The organism is Acidaminococcus hominis (assembly GCF_900291475.1).
GTDB lineage: Bacteria > Bacillota > Negativicutes > Acidaminococcales > Acidaminococcaceae > Acidaminococcus > Acidaminococcus hominis.
The window spans coordinates 1007575-1027124 of the sequence record NZ_OLMM01000005.1 but is presented as its reverse complement, the minus strand read 5'-3'; the positions used below and the strand labels follow the sequence as shown (position 1 = coordinate 1027124).

At 55.3% G+C, this 19550-nt stretch carries 16 protein-coding genes; 6 read left to right on the top strand and 10 right to left on the bottom strand.

The genetic code is table 11. The features are described from left to right. Positions 1-60: 60 nt before the first annotated feature. The 4 genes from C7E10_RS11270 to C7E10_RS11255 all read right to left on the bottom strand — a co-directional run bounded on the left by C7E10_RS11270 (position 61) and on the right by C7E10_RS11255 (position 4667). Complete coding sequence (locus tag C7E10_RS11270; protein WP_105327358.1) at positions 61-1974, bottom strand: heavy metal translocating P-type ATPase; 1914 nt, start codon at positions 1972-1974, stop codon at positions 61-63. 42 nt (positions 1975-2016) lie between these two features. After that, positions 2017-2235 (bottom strand): cation transporter, encoded by a 219-nt coding sequence (locus tag C7E10_RS11265; RefSeq protein WP_105327357.1) that lies wholly within the window; start codon positions 2233-2235, stop codon positions 2017-2019. A 151-nt stretch (positions 2236-2386) separates the two neighbouring features. Beyond that, complete coding sequence (feoB, locus tag C7E10_RS11260; protein ID WP_105327356.1) at positions 2387-4438, bottom strand: ferrous iron transport protein B; 2052 nt, start codon at positions 4436-4438, stop codon at positions 2387-2389. Continuing rightward, positions 4431-4667, bottom strand: a complete 237-nt coding sequence (locus C7E10_RS11255; protein ID WP_105327355.1) for a FeoA family protein — start codon at positions 4665-4667, stop codon at positions 4431-4433. Before C7E10_RS11255 ends, feoB begins: the two co-directional genes overlap by 8 nt. Before the next feature lie 222 nt (positions 4668-4889). Here C7E10_RS11255 and C7E10_RS11250 point away from each other — a divergent pair, with 222 nt between their 5' ends. Continuing rightward, on the top strand, positions 4890-5282 hold the full coding sequence (locus C7E10_RS11250; RefSeq protein ID WP_105327354.1) for an ArsR/SmtB family transcription factor: 393 nt from the start codon (positions 4890-4892) through the stop codon (positions 5280-5282). A gap of 70 nt (positions 5283-5352) precedes the next feature. Here C7E10_RS11250 and C7E10_RS11245 read toward each other — a convergent pair whose 3' ends face one another. Beyond that, the gene (locus tag C7E10_RS11245) at positions 5353-6819 is read right to left on the bottom strand and encodes a C69 family dipeptidase (protein WP_105327353.1); all 1467 of its coding nucleotides are present in this window, start codon (positions 6817-6819) and stop codon (positions 5353-5355) included. Positions 6820-7164: 345 nt separating this feature from the next. Between C7E10_RS11245 and C7E10_RS11240 the strand changes: the two genes are divergently transcribed. The 5 genes from C7E10_RS11240 to C7E10_RS11220 all read left to right on the top strand — a co-directional run bounded on the left by C7E10_RS11240 (position 7165) and on the right by C7E10_RS11220 (position 12130). Further along, positions 7165-8460, top strand: coding sequence for an ABC transporter substrate-binding protein (locus C7E10_RS11240; RefSeq protein WP_105327352.1), 1296 nt, complete (start codon positions 7165-7167; stop codon positions 8458-8460). Positions 8461-8541: 81 nt separating this feature from the next. Beyond that, positions 8542-9447, top strand: a complete 906-nt coding sequence (locus tag C7E10_RS11235; protein ID WP_105327351.1) for a carbohydrate ABC transporter permease — start codon at positions 8542-8544, stop codon at positions 9445-9447. A 12-nt stretch (positions 9448-9459) separates the two neighbouring features. Beyond that, complete coding sequence (locus C7E10_RS11230; protein ID WP_105327350.1) at positions 9460-10290, top strand: carbohydrate ABC transporter permease; 831 nt, start codon at positions 9460-9462, stop codon at positions 10288-10290. Between the two features lie 14 nt (positions 10291-10304). Next, complete coding sequence (locus C7E10_RS11225) at positions 10305-11369, top strand: ABC transporter ATP-binding protein (RefSeq protein ID WP_105327349.1); 1065 nt, start codon at positions 10305-10307, stop codon at positions 11367-11369. Further along, positions 11366-12130, top strand: coding sequence for a sugar phosphate isomerase/epimerase family protein (locus C7E10_RS11220; RefSeq protein WP_105327348.1), 765 nt, complete (start codon positions 11366-11368; stop codon positions 12128-12130). The genes C7E10_RS11225 and C7E10_RS11220 overlap by 4 nt, the downstream gene beginning before the upstream one ends. Positions 12131-12194: 64 nt before the next feature. Here C7E10_RS11220 and eno read toward each other — a convergent pair whose 3' ends face one another. The 5 genes from eno to C7E10_RS11195 are packed head-to-tail and all read right to left on the bottom strand — an operon-like array spanning position 12195 to position 19070. Continuing rightward, positions 12195-13481, bottom strand: coding sequence for a phosphopyruvate hydratase (eno, locus tag C7E10_RS11215; RefSeq protein WP_105327347.1), 1287 nt, complete (start codon positions 13479-13481; stop codon positions 12195-12197). Between the two features lie 11 nt (positions 13482-13492). Continuing rightward, a complete protein-coding gene (gene gpmI, locus C7E10_RS11210; protein ID WP_105327346.1) occupies positions 13493-15022 on the bottom strand; it encodes a 2,3-bisphosphoglycerate-independent phosphoglycerate mutase in 1530 nt (509 codons plus the stop codon). Positions 15023-15030: 8 nt separating this feature from the next. After that, a complete protein-coding gene (tpiA, locus tag C7E10_RS11205; protein ID WP_105327345.1) occupies positions 15031-16956 on the bottom strand; it encodes a triose-phosphate isomerase in 1926 nt (641 codons plus the stop codon). 23 nt (positions 16957-16979) lie between these two features. After that, entirely contained in the window at positions 16980-17984 is a 1005-nt protein-coding gene (gene gap / locus C7E10_RS11200; RefSeq protein WP_105327344.1) for a type I glyceraldehyde-3-phosphate dehydrogenase, read from the bottom strand. A gap of 12 nt (positions 17985-17996) precedes the next feature. Then, on the bottom strand, positions 17997-19070 hold the full coding sequence (locus tag C7E10_RS11195; protein WP_105327343.1) for a sugar-binding transcriptional regulator: 1074 nt from the start codon (positions 19068-19070) through the stop codon (positions 17997-17999). Between the last annotated feature and the right edge of the window lie 480 nt (positions 19071-19550).

Here is a 19550-nt window from a genome sequence, read left to right as displayed (position 1 = left end):
TTTTTTACCATTTAGGGCAAAAAAATACAGTGGACAGGCATTAACCCATCCACTGTATTTTTATGCTTCTTTTACGAATAAACACCGCATGGCGTTCAGCACGGCCAAAATCAAAACGCCGGTATCGGCGAAAATGGCCACCCACATATTGATAACCCCCAAGGCGCCCAAAATCAGGGCCACAACCTTGATGCCGATGGCAAGTACGATGTTCTGGTACACAATGCTCACGCACTTCCGGGCAATCCGAATGGCTTTGCTGATTTTCAAGGGATCGTCGTCCATCAGCACCACATCTGCAGCCTCAATGGCTGCATCGGAGCCCAGGGCCCCCATGGCAATGCCAATATCCGCCAGGGAAAGCACCGGAGCGTCGTTGATGCCGTCCCCCACAAAGGCTACCTTGTCCTTGGGGTTCTTCTTTTGAATCAGTTCTTCCACCTTTTCCACCTTGCCGGCAGGAAGCAGCTCGCTGTACACCTTTTGGATGCCCAGTTGCTGAGCCACAGCGTCGGCAATCTTGCGGGAATCCCCGGTGAGCATGATGACCGCCTTCACCCCAGCTTCCTTCAGCTTGTCGATGGCCAGCGCCGCGTGGGGTTTAATCTTGTCTGCAATGAGGATATGACCGGCGTACTTGCCGTCCACAGCCAGATGCACCAGGGTGCCCACCATATGGCAATCCATATAGGAAACTCCCAATTGTTCCATGAGCTTGCCGTTGCCGGCTGCAATCTGGTGTCCGTCCACTTCTGCCAGGACCCCTTTGCCGCTGAGCTCCTGGATGTTTTTCACCCGGCTCCGGTCCAGTTCCCGTCCGTAGGCCTTCTGAAGGCTTTTGCTGATGGGATGGGAGGAGGCGCTTTCGGCCAGGGCGGCCAGTTCCACCACCTGTTTCTTTTCCAGGGGTGTATGGTGGATGCCGCAGACTTCAAAGACCCCTTCCGTCAGGGTCCCGGTCTTATCCATAACCACATAGGCCGTATTGGCCAGGGTTTCCATGTAGTTGGCACCCTTAATTAGAATGCCCTGCCGGCTGGCGCCCCCAATTCCGGCAAAGAAGCTTAGCGGAATGCTCAGTACCAGGGCGCAGGGGCAGCTGATAACCAAGAACAGCAGGGACCGGTACAGCCAAGTTTCCCAGGAAGGAGGCAGGCCCAAAAACGCCACCCGTACCAGAGGCGGCAAAAGGAACAGTGCCAGGGCACTGCCGCAGACCACCGGGGTGTAGACCCGGGCGAATTTGGAAATAAAGACCTCCGACTTGGCCTTCCGGGAACCGGCGTCTTCCACCAATTCCAAAATCTTGCTGACGGTGGATTCGCCAAAGTCCTTGCTGGTGGTTACCGTCAGCACCCCATTCAGGTTGATGCAGCCGCTGACCACTTCGTCCCCGGGGGCCACCTGACGGGGCAGGCTTTCACCGGTAAGGGCTGCGGTATCCAGGGAGGAAGTACCGGCCTCTACCACGCCGTCAATGGGCACCTTTTCCCCGGGCTGAACAACAATCCGGGTACCCGGGGCCACGTCCTCGGGGTCCACCTGAACCAGCTTGCCGTCCTTTTCAATATTGGCGTAATCCGGCCGGATATCCATCAGCTCGCTGATATTGCGCCGGCTTTTGTCCACGGCATAATCTTCAAAGGTTTCTCCAATTTGATAAAACAGCATAACGGCCACGGCTTCCGCGTAGTCCCCGTTTTCATAAATGGCCAGGCCCAAGGCCCCCAAACTGGCTATAGCCATCAAAAAGTTTTCGTCAAAGACCTGCCCCTTGCGGATGTTTCGCCAGGCCTTGCGCAAAATATCATAGGAAATGATGATGTAACCCAGCACATAGGGCAGCGCGTGCAGCACCCGAGAACCTGTGTCCAGACCGGGTCCGGACAAATCCCCCAGGAAGAAACTGCCCACCGCAGTAAGCAGAGCGGCTGCCCCAATCCGGGCCACCATCACCTGGTGCTCCTTCTCCATAATTCTCACCTACCATTAATGTTTTATTTAATCGTAACGCTGTTAACAATCAATATCCAGCTCGTCATCAATCTTCCGAACATTGGTTCGAGCTTGGGCCATTACTGCTTTTGGGTCTGCCCCTTCGGCAAAAGTAACCTTCAGTTTCAGCAGCATATAATTCACCACAGCATCGGTCACACCAGCAGTTTGCTTAACGGTTTCTTCCATTTTGGCTGCACAGTTGGCGCAGTCCGCTTTGATTGCATAAGTTTTTTTCATAATGGGTTCCTCCTCCGAAATAACGATTAAAAATTTCTTTAATTGTTTCTACCTACTTTATACGCCATTTTCAGAGAATAGTCAAGAGGGACTTGGAACAAGTTGTCCCAAATCCCTCTTTTAGAATAAACTGTTTAGTTTTTAACAAAAGCTAGAATAACAGCAGCAAATGGTAGCACAGGAAGGTGAACCCCCAGGCCACAGCCAGCTGGAACAGGGCTTCTTCTGCGGTCCATTTCCAGCTGCCGGTTTCTTTCTGGATGGTAGCCAGGGCCGCCGCACAGGGCACGTACAAAAGGCAGAACACCATCAGGCACAGGGCGTTGATGGAGGTAAAGCCGATGCCCCCCAGGGCCTGAGCAAAGGCTCCCAGCCCTTCCCCGGAGCCCGTATTGGTAATGCCAAAAAGCACGGCACAGCTGGAAACCACCACTTCCTTGGCGGAAATCCCGGCCAGCAGTGCTAGGGTAATCTGCCAGAAGCCCAGGCCGATGGGCCGGAACACCGGTACCAGCCAGTGGCCTAGGACGGCGCCGTAGCTTTGGGCCGCGTCGGTGGTATAGCCGCTGGGGCCAAAGTTCAGCACAAACCAGATAAGCAGCGTAGCCAGGAAGATGGTGGTGCCGGCCTTTTCCAGGTAGCTTTTCACCTTATCTTCCACGTAGATGCACACGGTACGCAGGTCCGGCATCTTGTACTCCGGCAGCTCGATGAGCAGGTAGTCGTCCTTGTCCTTGTGCCGGGCCTTATCCGTCCAGTGGATAACCAGGGATACCAGAATGGCCACCAAAAGGCCAATCATATACATGGAATAGGCCACCAGCATGGCCCGGTTCCCGAAGAACATTTCGGAAAACAGGATATAGATGGTGAGCCGGGCGTTGCAGCTCATAAAAGGCGTTACCAGGATAACCTTCAACCGGTCCCGCTTGTGTTCCAGACTCCGGGAGGCCATGACCGCCGGCACGGTGCAGCCAAAGCCCAGCAGCATGGGGATAAAGGCCTTGCCGGACAGCCCCACCTTGCTCATGATGCCTTCCATCACGTAGGCTACCCGGGCCATGTAGCCGCTGTCTTCCAAAAAGCCCAGGGTCAGGAACAAAATCAGGATGTTGGGCAGGAAGGTAACGATGATGCCCACGCCTCCCAGGGCCCCGTCGATAATCAGGCTGGTCAGGGCTGCGTTGACCTGCCAGGCAGCCAGTTGGGCGGCCAGGCCGTCGCTGAACCAGCCAATGGCGGCTTCCAGATACCCCTTCAGCCAGTCGCCCACCGTAAAGGTCAGGAAGAACACCAGCCCCATAATCAGCAGAAACACGGGAATGCCCCAGATATTGTCCGTGAGCACCTTGTCCAGCCGGTCGGTGAGCTTGTCCCGCTCCTCCTTATGGAGCAGCACTTCCCGAATGATTTCTTCAAAGAAATCGTATTTTTCCTTGATAATCTGGGTTTCGTAGTTCTTGTCCAGCACCTCCGGCAGGTCCACCGGACAGCGCTTCCAGATTTCCTTGTCCCGCTCCAGAAGCTTAATAGCGTGCCACCGCTTGTTCACCAGTTCGGGATAGCGGGCCTCCAGGGCCGCTTCCACCTGGTCAATCCGATCCTCGATGGAATCCGAATACACCATGGCGTATTCCTTGTGGTTCAGCACATGGCTGCCCATGGCCTTGTGGTTGTGGATCAAGGGGTCCGTGGACTTGGCGTCCTTATGGTGGGCCGCTGCGTGCAGCAGTACGTCCAGGCCCCGACGCTTCCGGGCCGAAACGGGAATTACCGGAATGCCCAGCATTTCCGGCAACCGGTGCAGGTCGATTTCCATGCCCCGCTTTTCTACAATATCCATCATATTCAGGGCCATCACCACGGGCTTGCCCAGTTCCAGCAGCTGAAGGGTCAGGTACAGGCTCCGCTCCAGGGCAGAGGCATCCACCACATTGATGACCACGTCCACTTCATCGCTGAGGATAAAGTCCCGGGAAACGATTTCTTCCATGGTATAGGAGGTCAGGCTGTAGGTCCCAGGCAGGTCCACCAGCCGGATGTTCATGTTGTGGTGGCGGATGGCGCCCTCCACCTTCTCTACGGTTACCCCGGGCCAGTTGGCCACCTTTAGATTGGCGCCGGTATAGGCGTTGAACAGGGTGGTTTTGCCGCAGTTGGGGTTGCCGATGAACCCAATGGTCAGGTTTTCGTGTTTAGACATGGGGTGCAGCCCCCTTTTCCACGGTAATGTTCCGGGTCATATTGTAGCCCAGGGCAAACCGGGTGCCCCGCAGCAGGATAATCATAATGCCCTTGCCCTTCCGGTTGATGACGCTGATCTGGGTGCCCGGGGTCATGCCCAAGGCTTGCAGCCGCCGTTCCACCTGAAAGGGAAGATTTATTTTTCGTACGATTCCAGATTCTCCAATCTGTAAATCTTTTAACAGCATGTACAGTCCCCCTGTGTAAATAAAGAATCTCCGCATTGTTTCCATTATAGGACGAACCTGGGGACCTGTCCACAGTTAGGATGAAAAAACCCAAGATAATGTTTGTTAGCACTTCCCTTCCGGCGAAAAAAATTCTTTTTAGCTATTTTCAGAAAACATACGATATTATGGTATAATGAATACTGACAAATCCATTATCAAAGCGAAGGGATGAAGATATGCATGGAAGCTCTGCCTCATGATCACGGTGAAAATCTCAATTACGTTTTGAAGGACCTGCCGGACCAAACCAATTTTTCTGCTGTCTCCACACTGTTTGGCTGTTTATCCGACAACAATCGCATCAAGTTATTCTGGTTCCTGTGCCATTTTGAGGAATGCGTCATCAATCTGTCGGCCCTGATGCACATGAGCAGTCCTGCCCTGTCCCACCATTTGCGGCAGCTCCGGGAAAACGGCCTGATTGTCAGCCGCCGTTCGGGCAAGGAAACCTACTACAAGGCAGCCAATACCGAAGAAGTCCGGCTGCTCCACCATATGATTGAACTACTGATTGACATTACCTGTCCCAAGGTAGAAAAACAGAAAGAAAATAAGGACGACGACCTGGATTAATGAAAAAGCCTTCAGGCTCCAGCACCGGGCTGGAACTTGAAGGCTTTTTTGCGTCTATTTTGCTGTTTGCTTAGGCGTCGGAACGGGCAAAGCTGTTTTTCATGCCGTTACTGGCTTCGTACAGGACCTTGCCCAGGGCTTTCTGGGTTTCTTCCTGGGCCATGGAGGCAATTTTGTCGTTCCACTGGGCCAGGGCTTCGCTGACGCCGTCCGCCGGCAGGTCCGCCTTATCCCCTTCCTGGAGCAGGGCACGGCCCTTGGCCGCTACGGCGTTCTGGTAGCGTTCAATGGCGCTGGCGGTGGCCGCATGGTGGCTATCTGCCAGGGCGCCGATCAGCCGGTTGGCCCAATAAAACTCGTGGGTATCGGGCAGCTCGCCGGTTTGGGACAGGTATTCCGGGGTCCGGTCCACATTGGCGTAGAAGGGCACGAAGGCATTGTACACGTTGCAGCCTTCGGCAATCCATTCCACGGCCATTTTTTCCGGCGGCATATAGGGCCGCAGCTGGGTCAGGGCCACAAAGTTGGTGCGGTTGATGCCGATAGGCCGGTATTTGCCCTTCTGGGCTTCGCTGCCCCGGCCATAGGGGTCGTAAGGGGTGCCCTGGTAATGGCTGCTGAGCAGGTATTTTACGTCTTCCACGGTCACTTTCCGGTCGGGGACCAGGGACCAGGGCAGGTCGTCATCTTCCGGGCGGAAAATGGCGTCGGGCCCTTCCCATTTGTAGCTGAAGGGGGCCAGATACCGGAGCATGAACCAGGCTCTGGGGGTATTGTAGGTATGGTCCGCATCATCGTGGCTGCCAAAGGCCAGCCGGCAATCAAACACCGTATCCTTAGCCAGTGGCACGTCCCGTTCCTCGTTCAGGGTCAGGTCCAGGTGGTTTTCCGTAATAAAGCTCAGCAGATCCTGGGAACACAGGTGTTCCTTCTGCTCCCCAAAGGCGTCGCACAGGTCAAAATAGTCGATGCCCTGCTGGTTTGGCATGACTACCACCTCATCATCGGGTACCCGTTTGGCAATCCAATGATGGCCGCCGATGCTTTCCAGCCACCAGATTTCGTTCACGTCCTGGAAGCCAATGCCGTTCATTTCATAGGTGCCGTAGGTTTCCAGCAGCTTCCCCAGCCGCAACACCCCTTCCCGGGCCGTGCGGATATAGGGCAGGACAAGTGTCAGCAGGTCTTCTTCCCCGATGCCGTCCTTGACCAGGGGGTCCGCTCCCAGCACCCGGGGATTGGAAGTAATGGTTTCCGTTTCGCTCATGGCCACGTTGCAGGCGTTGATGCCGGCTTCGCCCCAAATCCCTTCGTTATTCTGGGCATTGGGCATGGCCGTATAGCGCAGGGGGTTATCCGGCAGGGGAATCACCACTTTGGACAGTACGGCATGGTATTCCTTGGGCTGCTCCTCGGGCAGCACCGTAATGAATTTTTTGGGGGTAAATTGCCCGCTGGGGGAATCCTCGTTCCGGGCCATCAGGGTGGACCCGTCATAGCTTACATTCTTTCCTACCAGTAAGGTTGTACAAGGCATGGTTAAGACTCCTTTCAGAAACAAAAGGACTGCGCTGGGTGCTAGCCTGCGTCAGTCCTTTGCTGCATTATTTTCTTTTCATTCCCGTTACCATGGTCATCACAAAGGCAAAACAGGTGGCCCAAGCCCAAAATTTATGTTGTTTCATATGACTAACCTCCCAACAGTTTCCGTTATATGCCGCTAAAAATTATCTCATATTTGTATTTATTATAGCAGGACGCTTTGGAATTTTCAATCTAGTGAAATTTTACGGGAATTTTACCCCCTGTGCACAGGTTTCATACATGAACTTTTTATACTGGCTTTGTGACAAAACAAAAACCATTTCACAGGAGGAACACTATGAAATTATCCAAAACGTTGGCCTTGGCCCTGGCAGGGGTACTGTCCCTGGGCATTATGGGCTGCGGCTCCCAAGCAGGCACCGGCGGCTCGGCTGACAAGAAAGTCAAAATTGAATACTGGCATGTGGCTGCCGAAAACTTCGGCGGACAAACCGTGAAACAGCTGGTGGAAGAATTCAACAAATCCCACCCGGATATTGAAGTCACCGAAAAATACAATCCGGATATGTACAAGGGCCTGACCCAGAATCTCCAGGCAGCCCTGGCTTCCGGCAAAAACCCGGACGTGGTCCAAATGGGCTACAGCTATTTGAACTACGCCAACGATAACCTGAAGTACACGGATATCAACGAACTGGCCAACAAGTACGACAAGGGCTACCTCCAGGAAAACTTCCTGCCCAACGTGCTGGCCCTGGCCCAAACGGAAAGCGGCAAACAGATTGGTCTGCCCTACTCCGTATCCGTGCCCGTGCTCTACATCAACCCGGATCTGTTCCAAAAAGCCGGCCTTGACCCCAACAACCCGCCCAAGACCTGGTCGGAAGTGGCCAAAGACGCCGCCATCATTAAAGAAAAGACCGGCGACCCTGGCTTCTTCATGCAGGAATACGCCGACAACTGGGCCCAGCAGGCGCTCATCGAATCCAACGGCGGCCAAATGCTGAAGAAGGAAAACGGCAAAGTCCGCGCTGCCTTTGACAGCCCCGAAGCTGCCCAAGCCTACCAGCTGCTGGCAGATATGGTGAAAAACGGCAGCGGCCTCCACGCCACCAACGAAGAAGGCTTCCAGGCCTTTATCAGTGGCAAGGTGGGCATGGTCTGCACCACCATCGGCAAACGGGCCAACTTTGAAAAGAGCGCCAACTTCAAGGTCATTGCCGAACCCTTCCCCGTATTTGACGGCAAAGCCCGCAAGGTACCTGCCGGCGGCAACTTCCTGATGTGCTTCTCCAAGGATCCTGCCAAGCAAAAAGCAGCCTGGGAATTCATCAAATTCCTGGAATCCAAGGAAGCCCTGACCAAATGGAGCACCGGTACCGGCTACCTGCCGCCCCGCAAAGGCATGGATGCTGAAGGTTCCGCCTTCAAGAAAGTCATTGACGGCAACAAGAACATCCAAAACGCCCTGTCCACTATGCCTGACCTGGTTAAATGGGCCAGCTTCCCTGGTGCCAACGGTCTGAAAGCGGAACAGCTGCTGATCGACGTGCGAGATGTAATCTTGAGCGGTAAGGAATCCGCTGCAGATGCTTTGAAAGAAACCGCTGAAAAAGTGAACGCCCTGCTGTAGCAGGACTCTTGAGGACCGGGAGCTAGGGATGCTGGCTTCCCGGTCCTTTCCCTTATCTCTAAGCAAAGAAAGAAGGTTCCTATGAACACTCCGGTAAAATCCTCCAAAAGCCAGCTGGGCCGGGCGCTGCTGTTTATGCTGCCAGCCCTGGTGATTTTCGGGCTGTTCTACTACAAGCCCCTGGTGCAGAATGCGTACCTGAGCTTCTTCCAGTGGAATATGATCAGTCCCGATATGAAATATGTAGGTGGGCAAAACTACCAGGAGATTTTTGCCAGCACGGAATTTGCCAAGATTTTGGGCAATACCTTTACCCTGGCCGGCTTCCTCCTGATTTTCAACTTCCTGCTGCCCTATGTTTTTTCCTTCGTCCTGGCCTACCTGGTGCAGAACGAAAAGTTAAAGACCTTCTACCGCTCCGCCCTGTTCCTGCCCAGCACCATTTCCCTGGCTGTAGCCAGCATTATCTTCCTGTGGATGTACAATCCCCTGGCCGGCCCGGTGTCCCTGATTCTCCACTACTTTGGCGTAGAATCCCCCCGCTGGTTCAAGGAAGACGGCCTGGTAATTTTTGCCATTGCCACCATCATCGGCTGGAAGGCCTTTGGCTACAACCTGATTGTCCTTTTGGCCGCCATGGTGGCCGTACCCCGAGAGCTGATTGAAGCCGCCCGGCTGGAAGATGCTTCCAACTGGACCATCTTCCGGAAGATTATCGTTCCCATGACCTCCCCCACCGCCCTCTACGTGTTCACCATTACCATTATCTTTGGGCTCCAGTATATGCTGGTGCCGGTGAATATGCTGACCCAGGGCGGTCCGGACCAGGGAAGTTCCAATATTGTCTATATCGTTTACCAATACGCCCTGGTGTTTTTCCAGACAGGCAAATCCGCAGCCTTTGCCATGCTGTGTATGGCAGTGTATTTGATTTTCCTGGCGCTGAAGACCCGGTTCCTGGACAAACGTGTCCACTACGAAAACTAAAAGGAGGCTGCCATGAAAAAACCATCTGCGGGCACAAGCCCCCTTTGGAACCTGCTGCTGCTTTTTGCCGTACTGCTGACCCTGTACCCCCTGCTGTTCATGTTTACCACGTCCTTTAAAAGCATGAACCAGATTTTTGCAGCATCCCTGAACCCCTTTGCCTGGCCCCCCACCTGGGACAACTACGAGGTGGTGCTGGACCGTTTTCCCTTCTTCATTTTCCTGGGAAACACCTTCTTCATTGCCTGCATCGTCACCGTGGGCAAGTTGGTAACCAGTACCCTGGCGTCCTTTGTCTTTGTGTACTACGACTTTAAGGGCCGGGAAACCCTGTTTAATGCCATGCTGCTGACCTTTTTCATTCCCACCACCGTGCTGATTATGCCCAACTACCTGCTCATGAGCCAGCTGGGGCTGTTAAATACCCCCTGGGGCGTCATTCTGCCCAGCCTGGCAGACGGCATGGGGATTTTCCTCCTGCGCCAGACCATGCGGGGCATTCCCAAGGCACTGTTGGAAGCGGCGGTGCTGGAAAACGCCGGGGCCCTGACCATTTTGCGGAAGATTGTCTTCCCCCTGGTAAAGCCCTCCGCCCTGGCCATTGGGATTTTCTTCTTCATCAACTCCTGGAACGAATACTTCTGGCCCCTCTTGATTCTCCAGGACCGGGACAACTACACCCTGCCCCTGGCCCTCCAGATGTTCATCAGCGCCGAAGGGGGCAGTGAATGGGGCATCGCCATGGCCGTAGCCATGCTGACCAGCGTGCCGCCCCTGATCCTGTATCTGTTCTGCCAAAAATTTATTCTCAATACCTTCATGCAGTCCGGCATGAAGGGCTGAAAGGAAAGTACTCCATGTCTGAGCCCCAATACAGTTTGACCTTTAAGCACGTATCCAAAGTCTACGGGAAAGTCCAGGTGGTCCGGGACCTGAACCTGTCCATCCGCCAGGGGGAGCGGCTGATTCTTTTGGGCCCCTCCGGCTGCGGCAAAACCACTACCCTGCGCATGATTGCCGGTCTGGAATCCATTACCAGCGGTGACCTTTATATGGGCGACCAGCGGGTCAACGACGTGGCCCCCGGCAAGCGGAATATTGCCATGGTGTTCCAGAGCTACGCCCTGTTCCCCCACATGACCGTGTGGGACAACATCACCTTTGGCCTGCACCTGCAAAAGCTGCCGGAAGAAGAAATCCGAAACCGCACCCAGCAGGTTATCGAGCTGCTGGACCTGGAGGGCCTGACCCAGCGTTACCCCAAGGAGCTGTCCGGGGGCCAGAAGCAGCGGGTGGCCCTGTGCCGGGCCCTGGTAAAGCAGTCCCCCTACTTTCTCTTGGATGAACCCCTGTCCAACCTGGACGCCAAGCTCCGGCAGCAGGCCCGGACCCAGCTGGTAAAGCTCCACGAAATCTACCACCCCACCATGATCTACGTAACCCATGACCAGGTGGAAGCCATGACCGTGGCCCAGCGGATTGCCATTATCAACCAGGGCATCTTGCAGCAGATTGGCACTCCAGAGGACGTGTACCACCGGCCGGCCAACACCTTTGTGGCCCAGTTCATCGGCACCCCGGCCATGAACCTGATTCGGGCCAAGGTCAGCACCGATGTGCTGATCTGGGGCAAGCACCGGCTCCAGGTACCGGCCCCCTATGCGGAGAAGCTCCACGCCCGGGACGAAATTATCCTGGGCATCCGACCGGAAAAATGCCATTTTGCCCCGGACGCCATGCTCCCCGCCGTCCGCAGCTACGCCGAAAACCTGGGCAGCCACTGGATTACGTATCTGACCCTGCCGGACGGTACGGACCTGCGGCTAAGCACCGCCGCCCCCATGCCGGAAAATGCCCCCGGCATCAGCTTTGCCTGGGAAGATACCTGTTTCTTTGATGCAGAAAGCGAGGTTCTACTATGAAACTGTCCGTCAGCGACCTGGCCTACGCCGGCTTCCGCTTCCACGACTTCTGTAAATTGGACAAGGCCTACGGGCTGGAATTCTTCTACGAGTTTGGCACCCCGGCCTACTGGGATGCGGTGCTGCCCCAAATGACCGACCAGCGCCATAACGGCATCAGCGTCCACGGCCCCTGCGTCCAGGTGAATCTGGCGGCCCCGGACGAAACCCATTACCTGAACGTGTTTCTGGACACCTTCCGCTACGCTGCCAAAATCCAGGCGGAGTTTGTGGTGATCCACACCAACGAGGCCCTGCCCCAGGAAGAAACCCTGGAAACCCTGCGGCTCCGGGTTTGGCGGAAGCTGTCCACCCTGCTGAAAATCAGCGAGGAAGCGGGGATTCCCCTGGTCATCGAGAACGTAGGCCTGCGGCCCTATAACAACGTACTGTTTGACTGGGAACACTTCTCCGCCCTAAAGGAAATTTTCCCGGAAGCCTTCTTCCTGCTGGACACGGGCCACGCCCATGTCAACGGCTGGAACCTGACGGAGGTGCTGCGGGAGTTTGGCCCCCGGCTCTTGGGCTGCCACGTCCACGACAACGATGGCCAGGGCGACCAGCACCTGCCTGTGGGCTCCGGCACCATCAGCTGGCCCGGCTTCTTTAGCGGCGTGAAGAAGTTCGCTCCCCAGGCCCGGCTGGTCCTGGAATACGCCAGCCTGCCCACCGAAGGCATGAACCTGCACCTGGCCGGTCTGTGCAAACGCTACACCCTGTAACTAGAACGTAAAAATCCCCTGCCTTGGAACTTTCCAAAGCAGGGGATTTTTCTATCCCGAAGGATTATTTCTTCAAATTGTAGAATACCTTCAGGCCGTTGTATTGGGCAGCAGCACCCAGATCTTCTTCGATCCGCAGCAGCTGGTTGTACTTGGCCACCCGGTCGGTCCGGCAGGGTGCACCGGATTTGATTTGGCCGGCGTTGACGCCTACTACCACGTCAGCAATGGTGGTGTCTTCCGTTTCACCGCTTCTGTGGGAAACGATGGCGGTGTAGCCAGCCCGTTTGGCCATTTCAATGGCAGACAGGGTTTCGGTCAGGGTACCAATCTGGTTCAATTTGATCAGAATGGCATTGGCTACGCCCAGTTCGATGCCTTTGGCCAACCGTTCTACGTTGGTCACGAACAGGTCGTCGCCCACAATCTGGACCTTCTTGCCCAGCTTGTCGGTGAGCAGCTTCCAACCGTCCCAATCGTCTTCTGCCAGACCATCTTCGATGGAGATAATGGGATACCGGTCAGCCAGGTCGGCGTACCAGTCCACCATTTCGGCAGAGGTCTTTACCACGCCTTCGCCCTTCAGGTCGTATTTGCCATCGGTGTACAGTTCGCTGGCAGCGGTATCGATGGCCAGCATCACTTCTTCACCGGGTTTGTAGCCAGCCTTTTCAATGGCTTCTACAATGACCTGCAAGGCTTCTTCGTTGGATTCCAGGTTAGGAGCAAAGCCGCCTTCGTCGCCTACAGCGGTAGCCAGGCCCCGGCCCTTCAGCACTTTCTTCAGGGCTTGGTAAATTTCCGCGTTGATGCGCAGGGCTTCTGCGAAGCTGTCAGCGCCAACGGGCATAACCATAAATTCCTGGATGTCCACGTTGTTGTCTGCATGGGCACCGCCGTTCAGGATGTTCATCATGGGCACCGGCAGTTCCTTGGCGTTAACGCCGCCCAGGTATTGGTACAGAGGTAGACCCAGGGACTCGGCAGCAGCCTTGGCCACAGCCAGGGAAGCGCCCAGGATGGCGTTGGCACCCAGACGGCCCTTGTTGGGGGTGCCGTCCAGCCGGATCAGCATTTCGTCGATTTCTACCTGACGGGTAGGATCCAGGCCAATCAAGGCATCGGCAATGGTCTCATTGACGTTTTCCACAGCCTTGTTGACGCCTTTGCCGCCGAAGCGTTTGGCATCTCCATCCCGCAGTTCTACAGCTTCGTGCACGCCGGTAGAAGCGCCGGAAGGAACCGCAGCGCGGCCCACCGTACCGTCGTCCAGCAGTACGTCTACTTCAACCGTAGGATTGCCCCGGGAGTCCAGGATTTCTCTTGCGCATACATTTTCAATAATTGGCATATTTTCCACCTCTATTTATGTACTAACAAACTGTGGCCGGTCATTGCTGCCGGTTTGTCCAAACCTAAAATATCCAGCAGGGTGGGCGCAATATCCGCCAGCCCGCCGTTTTCCACCTTCACCTCGGGGCCTTGTCCCACTACCAGGAAGGGCACCGGGTTGGTGGTATGGGCCGTCATGGGGGCGTGGGTAATGGGGTCTTCCATTTCTTCCACGTTGCCATGGTCAGCCGTAATGCACACTGTGCCGTGCTGGCGCAGGATTTCTTCTACCAGACCGCCTACACATTCGTCCACGGCTTCCACTGCGGCTACCGCAGCCTTAAAGGAGCCGGTATGGCCCACCATATCCGGGTTGGCAAAGTTCAAAATCACCAGCTGGTACTTTTCGCTTTCCAGGGCTTCCTTGAGCTTTTCCGTAACCAGATAGGCACTCATTTCCGGCTGCAAATCGTAGGTTGCCACCTTGGGAGAGGGCACGAGAATCCGGTCTTCGCCAGCGAAGGGCTGTTCCCGGCCGCCGTTAAAGAAGAAGGTCACGTGGGCGTACTTCTCGGTTTCGGCTATGTGCAGCTGCTTCAGGCCCGCCTTGGAAACGGTTTCTGCCAGGGTATCGTTGATTTCTTCCGGCGGGAAAGCCACCGGCGCAGCAATGCCCTTTTCGTATTCCGTCATACAGACAAAATGCACCGGATAGGCTTCCTGAGGCCGGGCAAAGGCCGTAAAGTCCGCATCTGTAAAGGCATGGGTCAGTTCCCGGGCCCGGTCCGGGCGGAAGTTGAAGAAAATCACGCTGTCCCCGGCTTTCACCGGAGCAAAGGCTCCCTTCACCTGGAAGGGCACCACAAATTCATCGGTCTTGCCGGCTTCGTAGGAAGCCTTGAGACCTGCGGCGGCACTGTCATAGCTGGGAGCTTCCGTTCCCGTCATAGCAGCGTACACCTTTTCCACCCGTTCCCAGCGTTTATCCCGGTCCATGGCGTAGTACCGACCGGAAACGGTGGCAATACGGCCCAGACCCAGTTCCTGGCAGGCTTTTTCCAGTTGTTCCAGGTACACCCCAGCACTTTGGGGCGGCGTATCCCGGCCGTCCAGGAAAGCGTGGATGCATACCTGCTCCACTCCCTGCTTTTTGGCCATGGTCAAAAGTCCCAGCAGGTGGTCAATATGGCTGTGGACACCGCCGTCACTGAGGAGCCCCATGAGATGCAGGGTCTTCCCAGGTGCCTTGGCCTGCTCCATAGCCTGGAGCAGCACCGGGTTCTTTTCCAGGGAGCCGTCTTTCACCGCCCGGGTAATCCGGGTCAGGCTCTGGTACACAATCCGGCCGGAGCCGATACTCAGATGGCCCACTTCGGAGTTGCCCATCTGGCCGTCAGGGAGCCCCACCGCTTCCCCGGAGCACAGAAGCTCACTATGGGGATACCGGTTGAAATAAAAATCCAAATGGGGCGTCCGGGCACAGAAAGCCGCATTGGTTGGACCGGGCGGAGCAATGCCCCACCCGTCCAGAATCATCAGTACAGCAAGTTTACTACTCATAAGCCGCCTCAAAACGTGTTGGCAATGGCGGAGAAGTCTTTGGCAGACAGGCTGGCGCCGCCTACCAGAACCCCATCGATGCCGTCTTCATGGAAGGCATGGGCATTTTCGCTGGTCACGCTGCCGCCGTACAGAATACGGGTGTAGCGGGCTACGTCCTTGCCAAACTTCTTGGCCACTTCGCTGCGGATCAGTTCGGCAGCCGCTACGGCATCACGCACTTCGGCGCTCTTGCCGGTGCCAATGGCCCAAACCGGTTCGTAGGCAACCAGCAGGCGCTTGGCCTGTTCGTCGGTGAGTACCTGGAGCACGGGCAGCAGCTGGGACAAAATCTTGTCCTTGGTGGAGCCTTTTTCGTGTTCGTCAGCGTCTTCCCCTACGCACAGGATGGGATCCAGGTCGTTGCGATAGGCAGCCAGCACTTTTTTCACAATCAGGTCGTTGGTTTCCCCGAAGAATTTTCTCCGTTCGGAATGGCCTACGATAACGTACTGGGAACCGATTTCGGCAATCATCTTGCCGGAAACGGCACCGGTGTAGGCACCTTCGTCTTCGTAGAACAGGTCTTGGGCGCCGTAGCCCAGGCCTGCGTCGTCCACTACTGCGGCTACGGATTCCAGCGCCGTAAAGGGCGGGAACAGCACCACTTCACATCTGGCTTCTTCCGTGCTGTGGAGCACTTCGTGTGCCAGTTGCAGGGCTTCGTCCACGGTCTTGTTGCATTTCCAGTTGCCAGCCACAATGGGGGTTCTCAGGTCATCCAGGGAAGCCAGGCCCGGCAGGACCTTGCCTTCCAGGTATTCCAGGGAAGCACCGCCGCCCGTGGAAACGTGGCTCATCTTGTCGTCCAGGCCCATTTGTTTTACGGCTGCAGCACTATCGCCGCCGCCTACAATGGTAATCCCTTCGGAAGCAGCCATAGCTTCGGCCACCCGGCGGGTGCCTTCCGCGTAGTTGGGCATTTCGAATACGCCCATAGGACCGTTCCACACAATGGTCTTCATGCCGGCCAGGGTCTTGGCGTACAGCTCAGCCGTTTTGGGGCCGATATCCAGGGCCATGTATTCCGGATTCAGTTTATCCAGGTCTTCTGCTTCGTGTTCTGCGTTATTGTCAAATTTCTCGGCCATAATCAGGTCCACCGGCAGGAGCATTTTGGTGTTTTGGGCTGCTGCTTCGGCCAAAAGGTCCTTGGCAATACCCAGGCTTTCTTTTTCCACCAGGGATTTGCCCAGGTTATAGCCTTGGGCAGCCAGGAAGGTGTTGGCCATGCCGCCGCCAATGAGGATTACGTCAGCCTTTTTGATCAGGCTGCGGATAACCCCGATTTTGTCGGCTACCTTGGCGCCGCCGATGATGGCAGCAAAGGGACGCTGGGGTTTATCCACAGCGTTGCCCAGGTAGGCAATTTCCTTTTCCAGCAGGAAGCCAGCTACAGCCGGCAGATAATGGGTGATGCCTTCTACGGAAGCGTGGGCCCGGTGGGATACGCCAAAGCCGTCGTTGACGTACACATCCCCCAGGGAAGCCAGTTCCTGGGCAAAGTCCAGATCATCTTTTTCTTCTTCCGGATGGAAGCGCAGGTTTTCCAAAAGCAGGATATCCCCGGGCTGCAGCACTTCAGCAGCCTTTTGGGCAACAGGTCCAATGCAGTCCTCGGCAAATTTCACCGGCCGATGGATCATGTTGGACAGGCATTCTGCCACAGGCTTCAGGCTGTATTTGGGGTTTACCTTGCCTTTGGGCCGTCCCAGATGCGCCAGCAGAATGACTGCAGCGCCCTGGTCCAGCAGGTAGTACAGGGTAGGCAGGGAAGCTTCGATACGAATCACATCCGTAATCTCCCCCTGGTCGTTCATGGGGACGTTATAGTCCACCCGCACCAGTGCCTTTTTCCCTTTCAGATCAATATCTTTGACCGTCTTTTTTTCCATGGATGGTTGTACCCGCCTTTCTCTTACAGACCTTTTTTGGCTACGAAGATGGCCAGTTCAACCAAACGGTTGGAATAACCCCATTCGTTGTCGTACCAGGAAACTACTTTGGCGGTCTTGGGACCAACCATCATGGTGGACAGGCCGTCAACAATGGAGCTCAGCGGGCAGCCGCTGTAGTCTTTGGAAACCAGGGGCAGTTCGTTGTAGCCCAGAATGCCCTTCATGGTGGTTTCGGAAGCAACTCTCATGGCTTCGTTGATTTCTTCTTTGGTGGTTTCTTTCTTCAGGTTCACTACCAGGTCGGTCAGGGAAACGTCCGGAGTCGGGACGCGGATGGCCATACCGTTCAGTTTGCCTTTCAGTTCAGGCAGTACCAGGGCGATGGCTTTGGCAGCGCCGGTGGTGGTAGGAATGATGGAGCAGGCGCCGGCACGGGCACGTCTCAGGTCCTTATGGGCAGCGTCCAGAATCTTCTGGTCGTTGGTGTAGGAGTGAACGGTGGTCATCATGCCGTTTTCAATGCCGAAGTTGTCCAGCAGTACTTTGGTGAAAGGAGCCAGGCAGTTGGTGGTGCAGGAAGCATTGGAAATGATGTTATGTTTTGCCGGATCGTATTGGTCTTCGTTAACGCCCAGTACGATGGTGATGTCTTCGTTTTTGGCCGGAGCGGCAATCAGGACTTTCTTGGCGCCGTTGTCCAGATGGGGTTGTACCTGTTCACGGCTCTTGAATTTGCCGGTGGTTTCCAGTACAACATCTACGCCCAGTTCGCCCCAGGGAATTTCTTTGGGGTCGGTGTAATGGGTGAATTTGATGGCTTTGTCGCCAACGTGCATGATGTCGCCGTCAACCCGTACGTCCAGATCAAAGGTACCATGGACGGAATCGTATTTCAGCAGATGGGCATAGGTGTCAATCCCAGAACGGGCGTTGACTGCAACCACTTCTACTTCCGGGTTCTTTACAGCAATGCGCAGAGCGCAGCGACCAATACGACCAAAACCGTTAATACCAACTTTTACCATTTTTCATTCCTCCTAAATGTTATCCAGCTTATGATTGTTTTCCATCTGTAAACAATTGATGATTTCCCGGGCTGCTGCCTCGTCGGTTACCAGGATATCCTGTTTGCCGCTGCGCAGCACGGAAAGGATGGCCGGTCCCTTGGAATGGCCCCCGGCAATGCCCATGACCGTATGAATCTTTTCCAGATCGTTGACCATCAGGCCCAGGGTATCCGTACTATAGACCACCCTGCCATCCAAACTAAAATATTGGCCCAGGGCTTCCCCTACGGCCCCCTCCTCTTTCAGGCGGGCAATGATGCAGGGATCTACGCCCCGCTTTTCGGCCATGACCTGGGCTTGTCCCATGCCATGGACCAGGATGTCAGCACTTTTGATGGTTTCCACCACCTGCTTCACCCCTGCGTCTTCTTCCAGAATCTTGTCCAGCACGTCCTCACTGACGCTGTCGGGAACGTACAGCTGCAGGTACTTGGTTTTCAACCGGCCTGCCAGCACCGTGGCAATGGTATTGGCCTGGAGTTCCATTTTGTCCCCCAGTCCGCCCCGGGCAGGCACTACCGTGCAATGGGGTTCATTGCCGTAGATGTTTTCGGCAAGAGCCGCCATGGTGGTACCCCCGGTAACCGCCACAATATGGGCTTTGTGGTCCCCCAGCAGCCGCAGCAGGATGCCCGCTGCCACCCGGCCAATTTCCCGGGTGCCCACCGGATCCAGGTCTGCATCTCCTGGAATCACCACTGCTTTCTGCAAATGGAGCTTTTCTTCCAGGAGCTGGGCCAGGGACGACAATTTTTGCAGACGGTTCACATAGTCCTGCAATTCCTGCAGCAGGGCAGCGCCTTCTTCTGTAATGCTCATCCCCGTCAGGGAGAAGTCCAAAAGACCTGCCTCCTTGAGAAAATCCACATGGGAGCGCAGGATCCGTTCGCTGATTCCCAGGGTCTTGGCCAAAGTACGCCGCCCTACGGGCTGGTCGTGGCTGATCTGGCGCAGTACCTTGTAGCGCTCAATCAGCAGCTGGACCATTTCCGGAACCAGTTTGTTTTGTAGATTGATTACTTGATCCAAGCTCATTGGTTTCATATCTGTCCCCCGTGGTACTTTTTACGTCCCACCTTCACTGAAAAAAATAAAGTCACATTGCTCCGCCTCTATTATATCATATCCCTTCAGCCTTGCCACTGTTTTTATGGGCGGCACAGGAGTACGCAAGCACGGACAGCCTGCCACAGATTATCATTTTCAGCTTTCGAAAATAAGAATAGTGTCAATTCTTCTTAATTGGCCCCTGTGATAGCCTTCCAAGGAGCAAGCACGGCAGTGCGCGGCTGCTCGCAGAGCACGGCGAACCGTTAAGCAGACAAGTGAAGAAACTTCCTTTGGGGCTGTAAAAAGATTAAACTTCCTCAGTCATCCCTTCGGGATGCCAGCCCCTGAGTGGTTCGCATTATGCCAATCAGCTTCGCTCTCCGAGCTCGCTTCTTGGAATGCTATCACATGGCTCATATTAACCAATAGTCCCTTAAAAAGCTGATGGACTATTGGATATGAGCGCAACGCTTG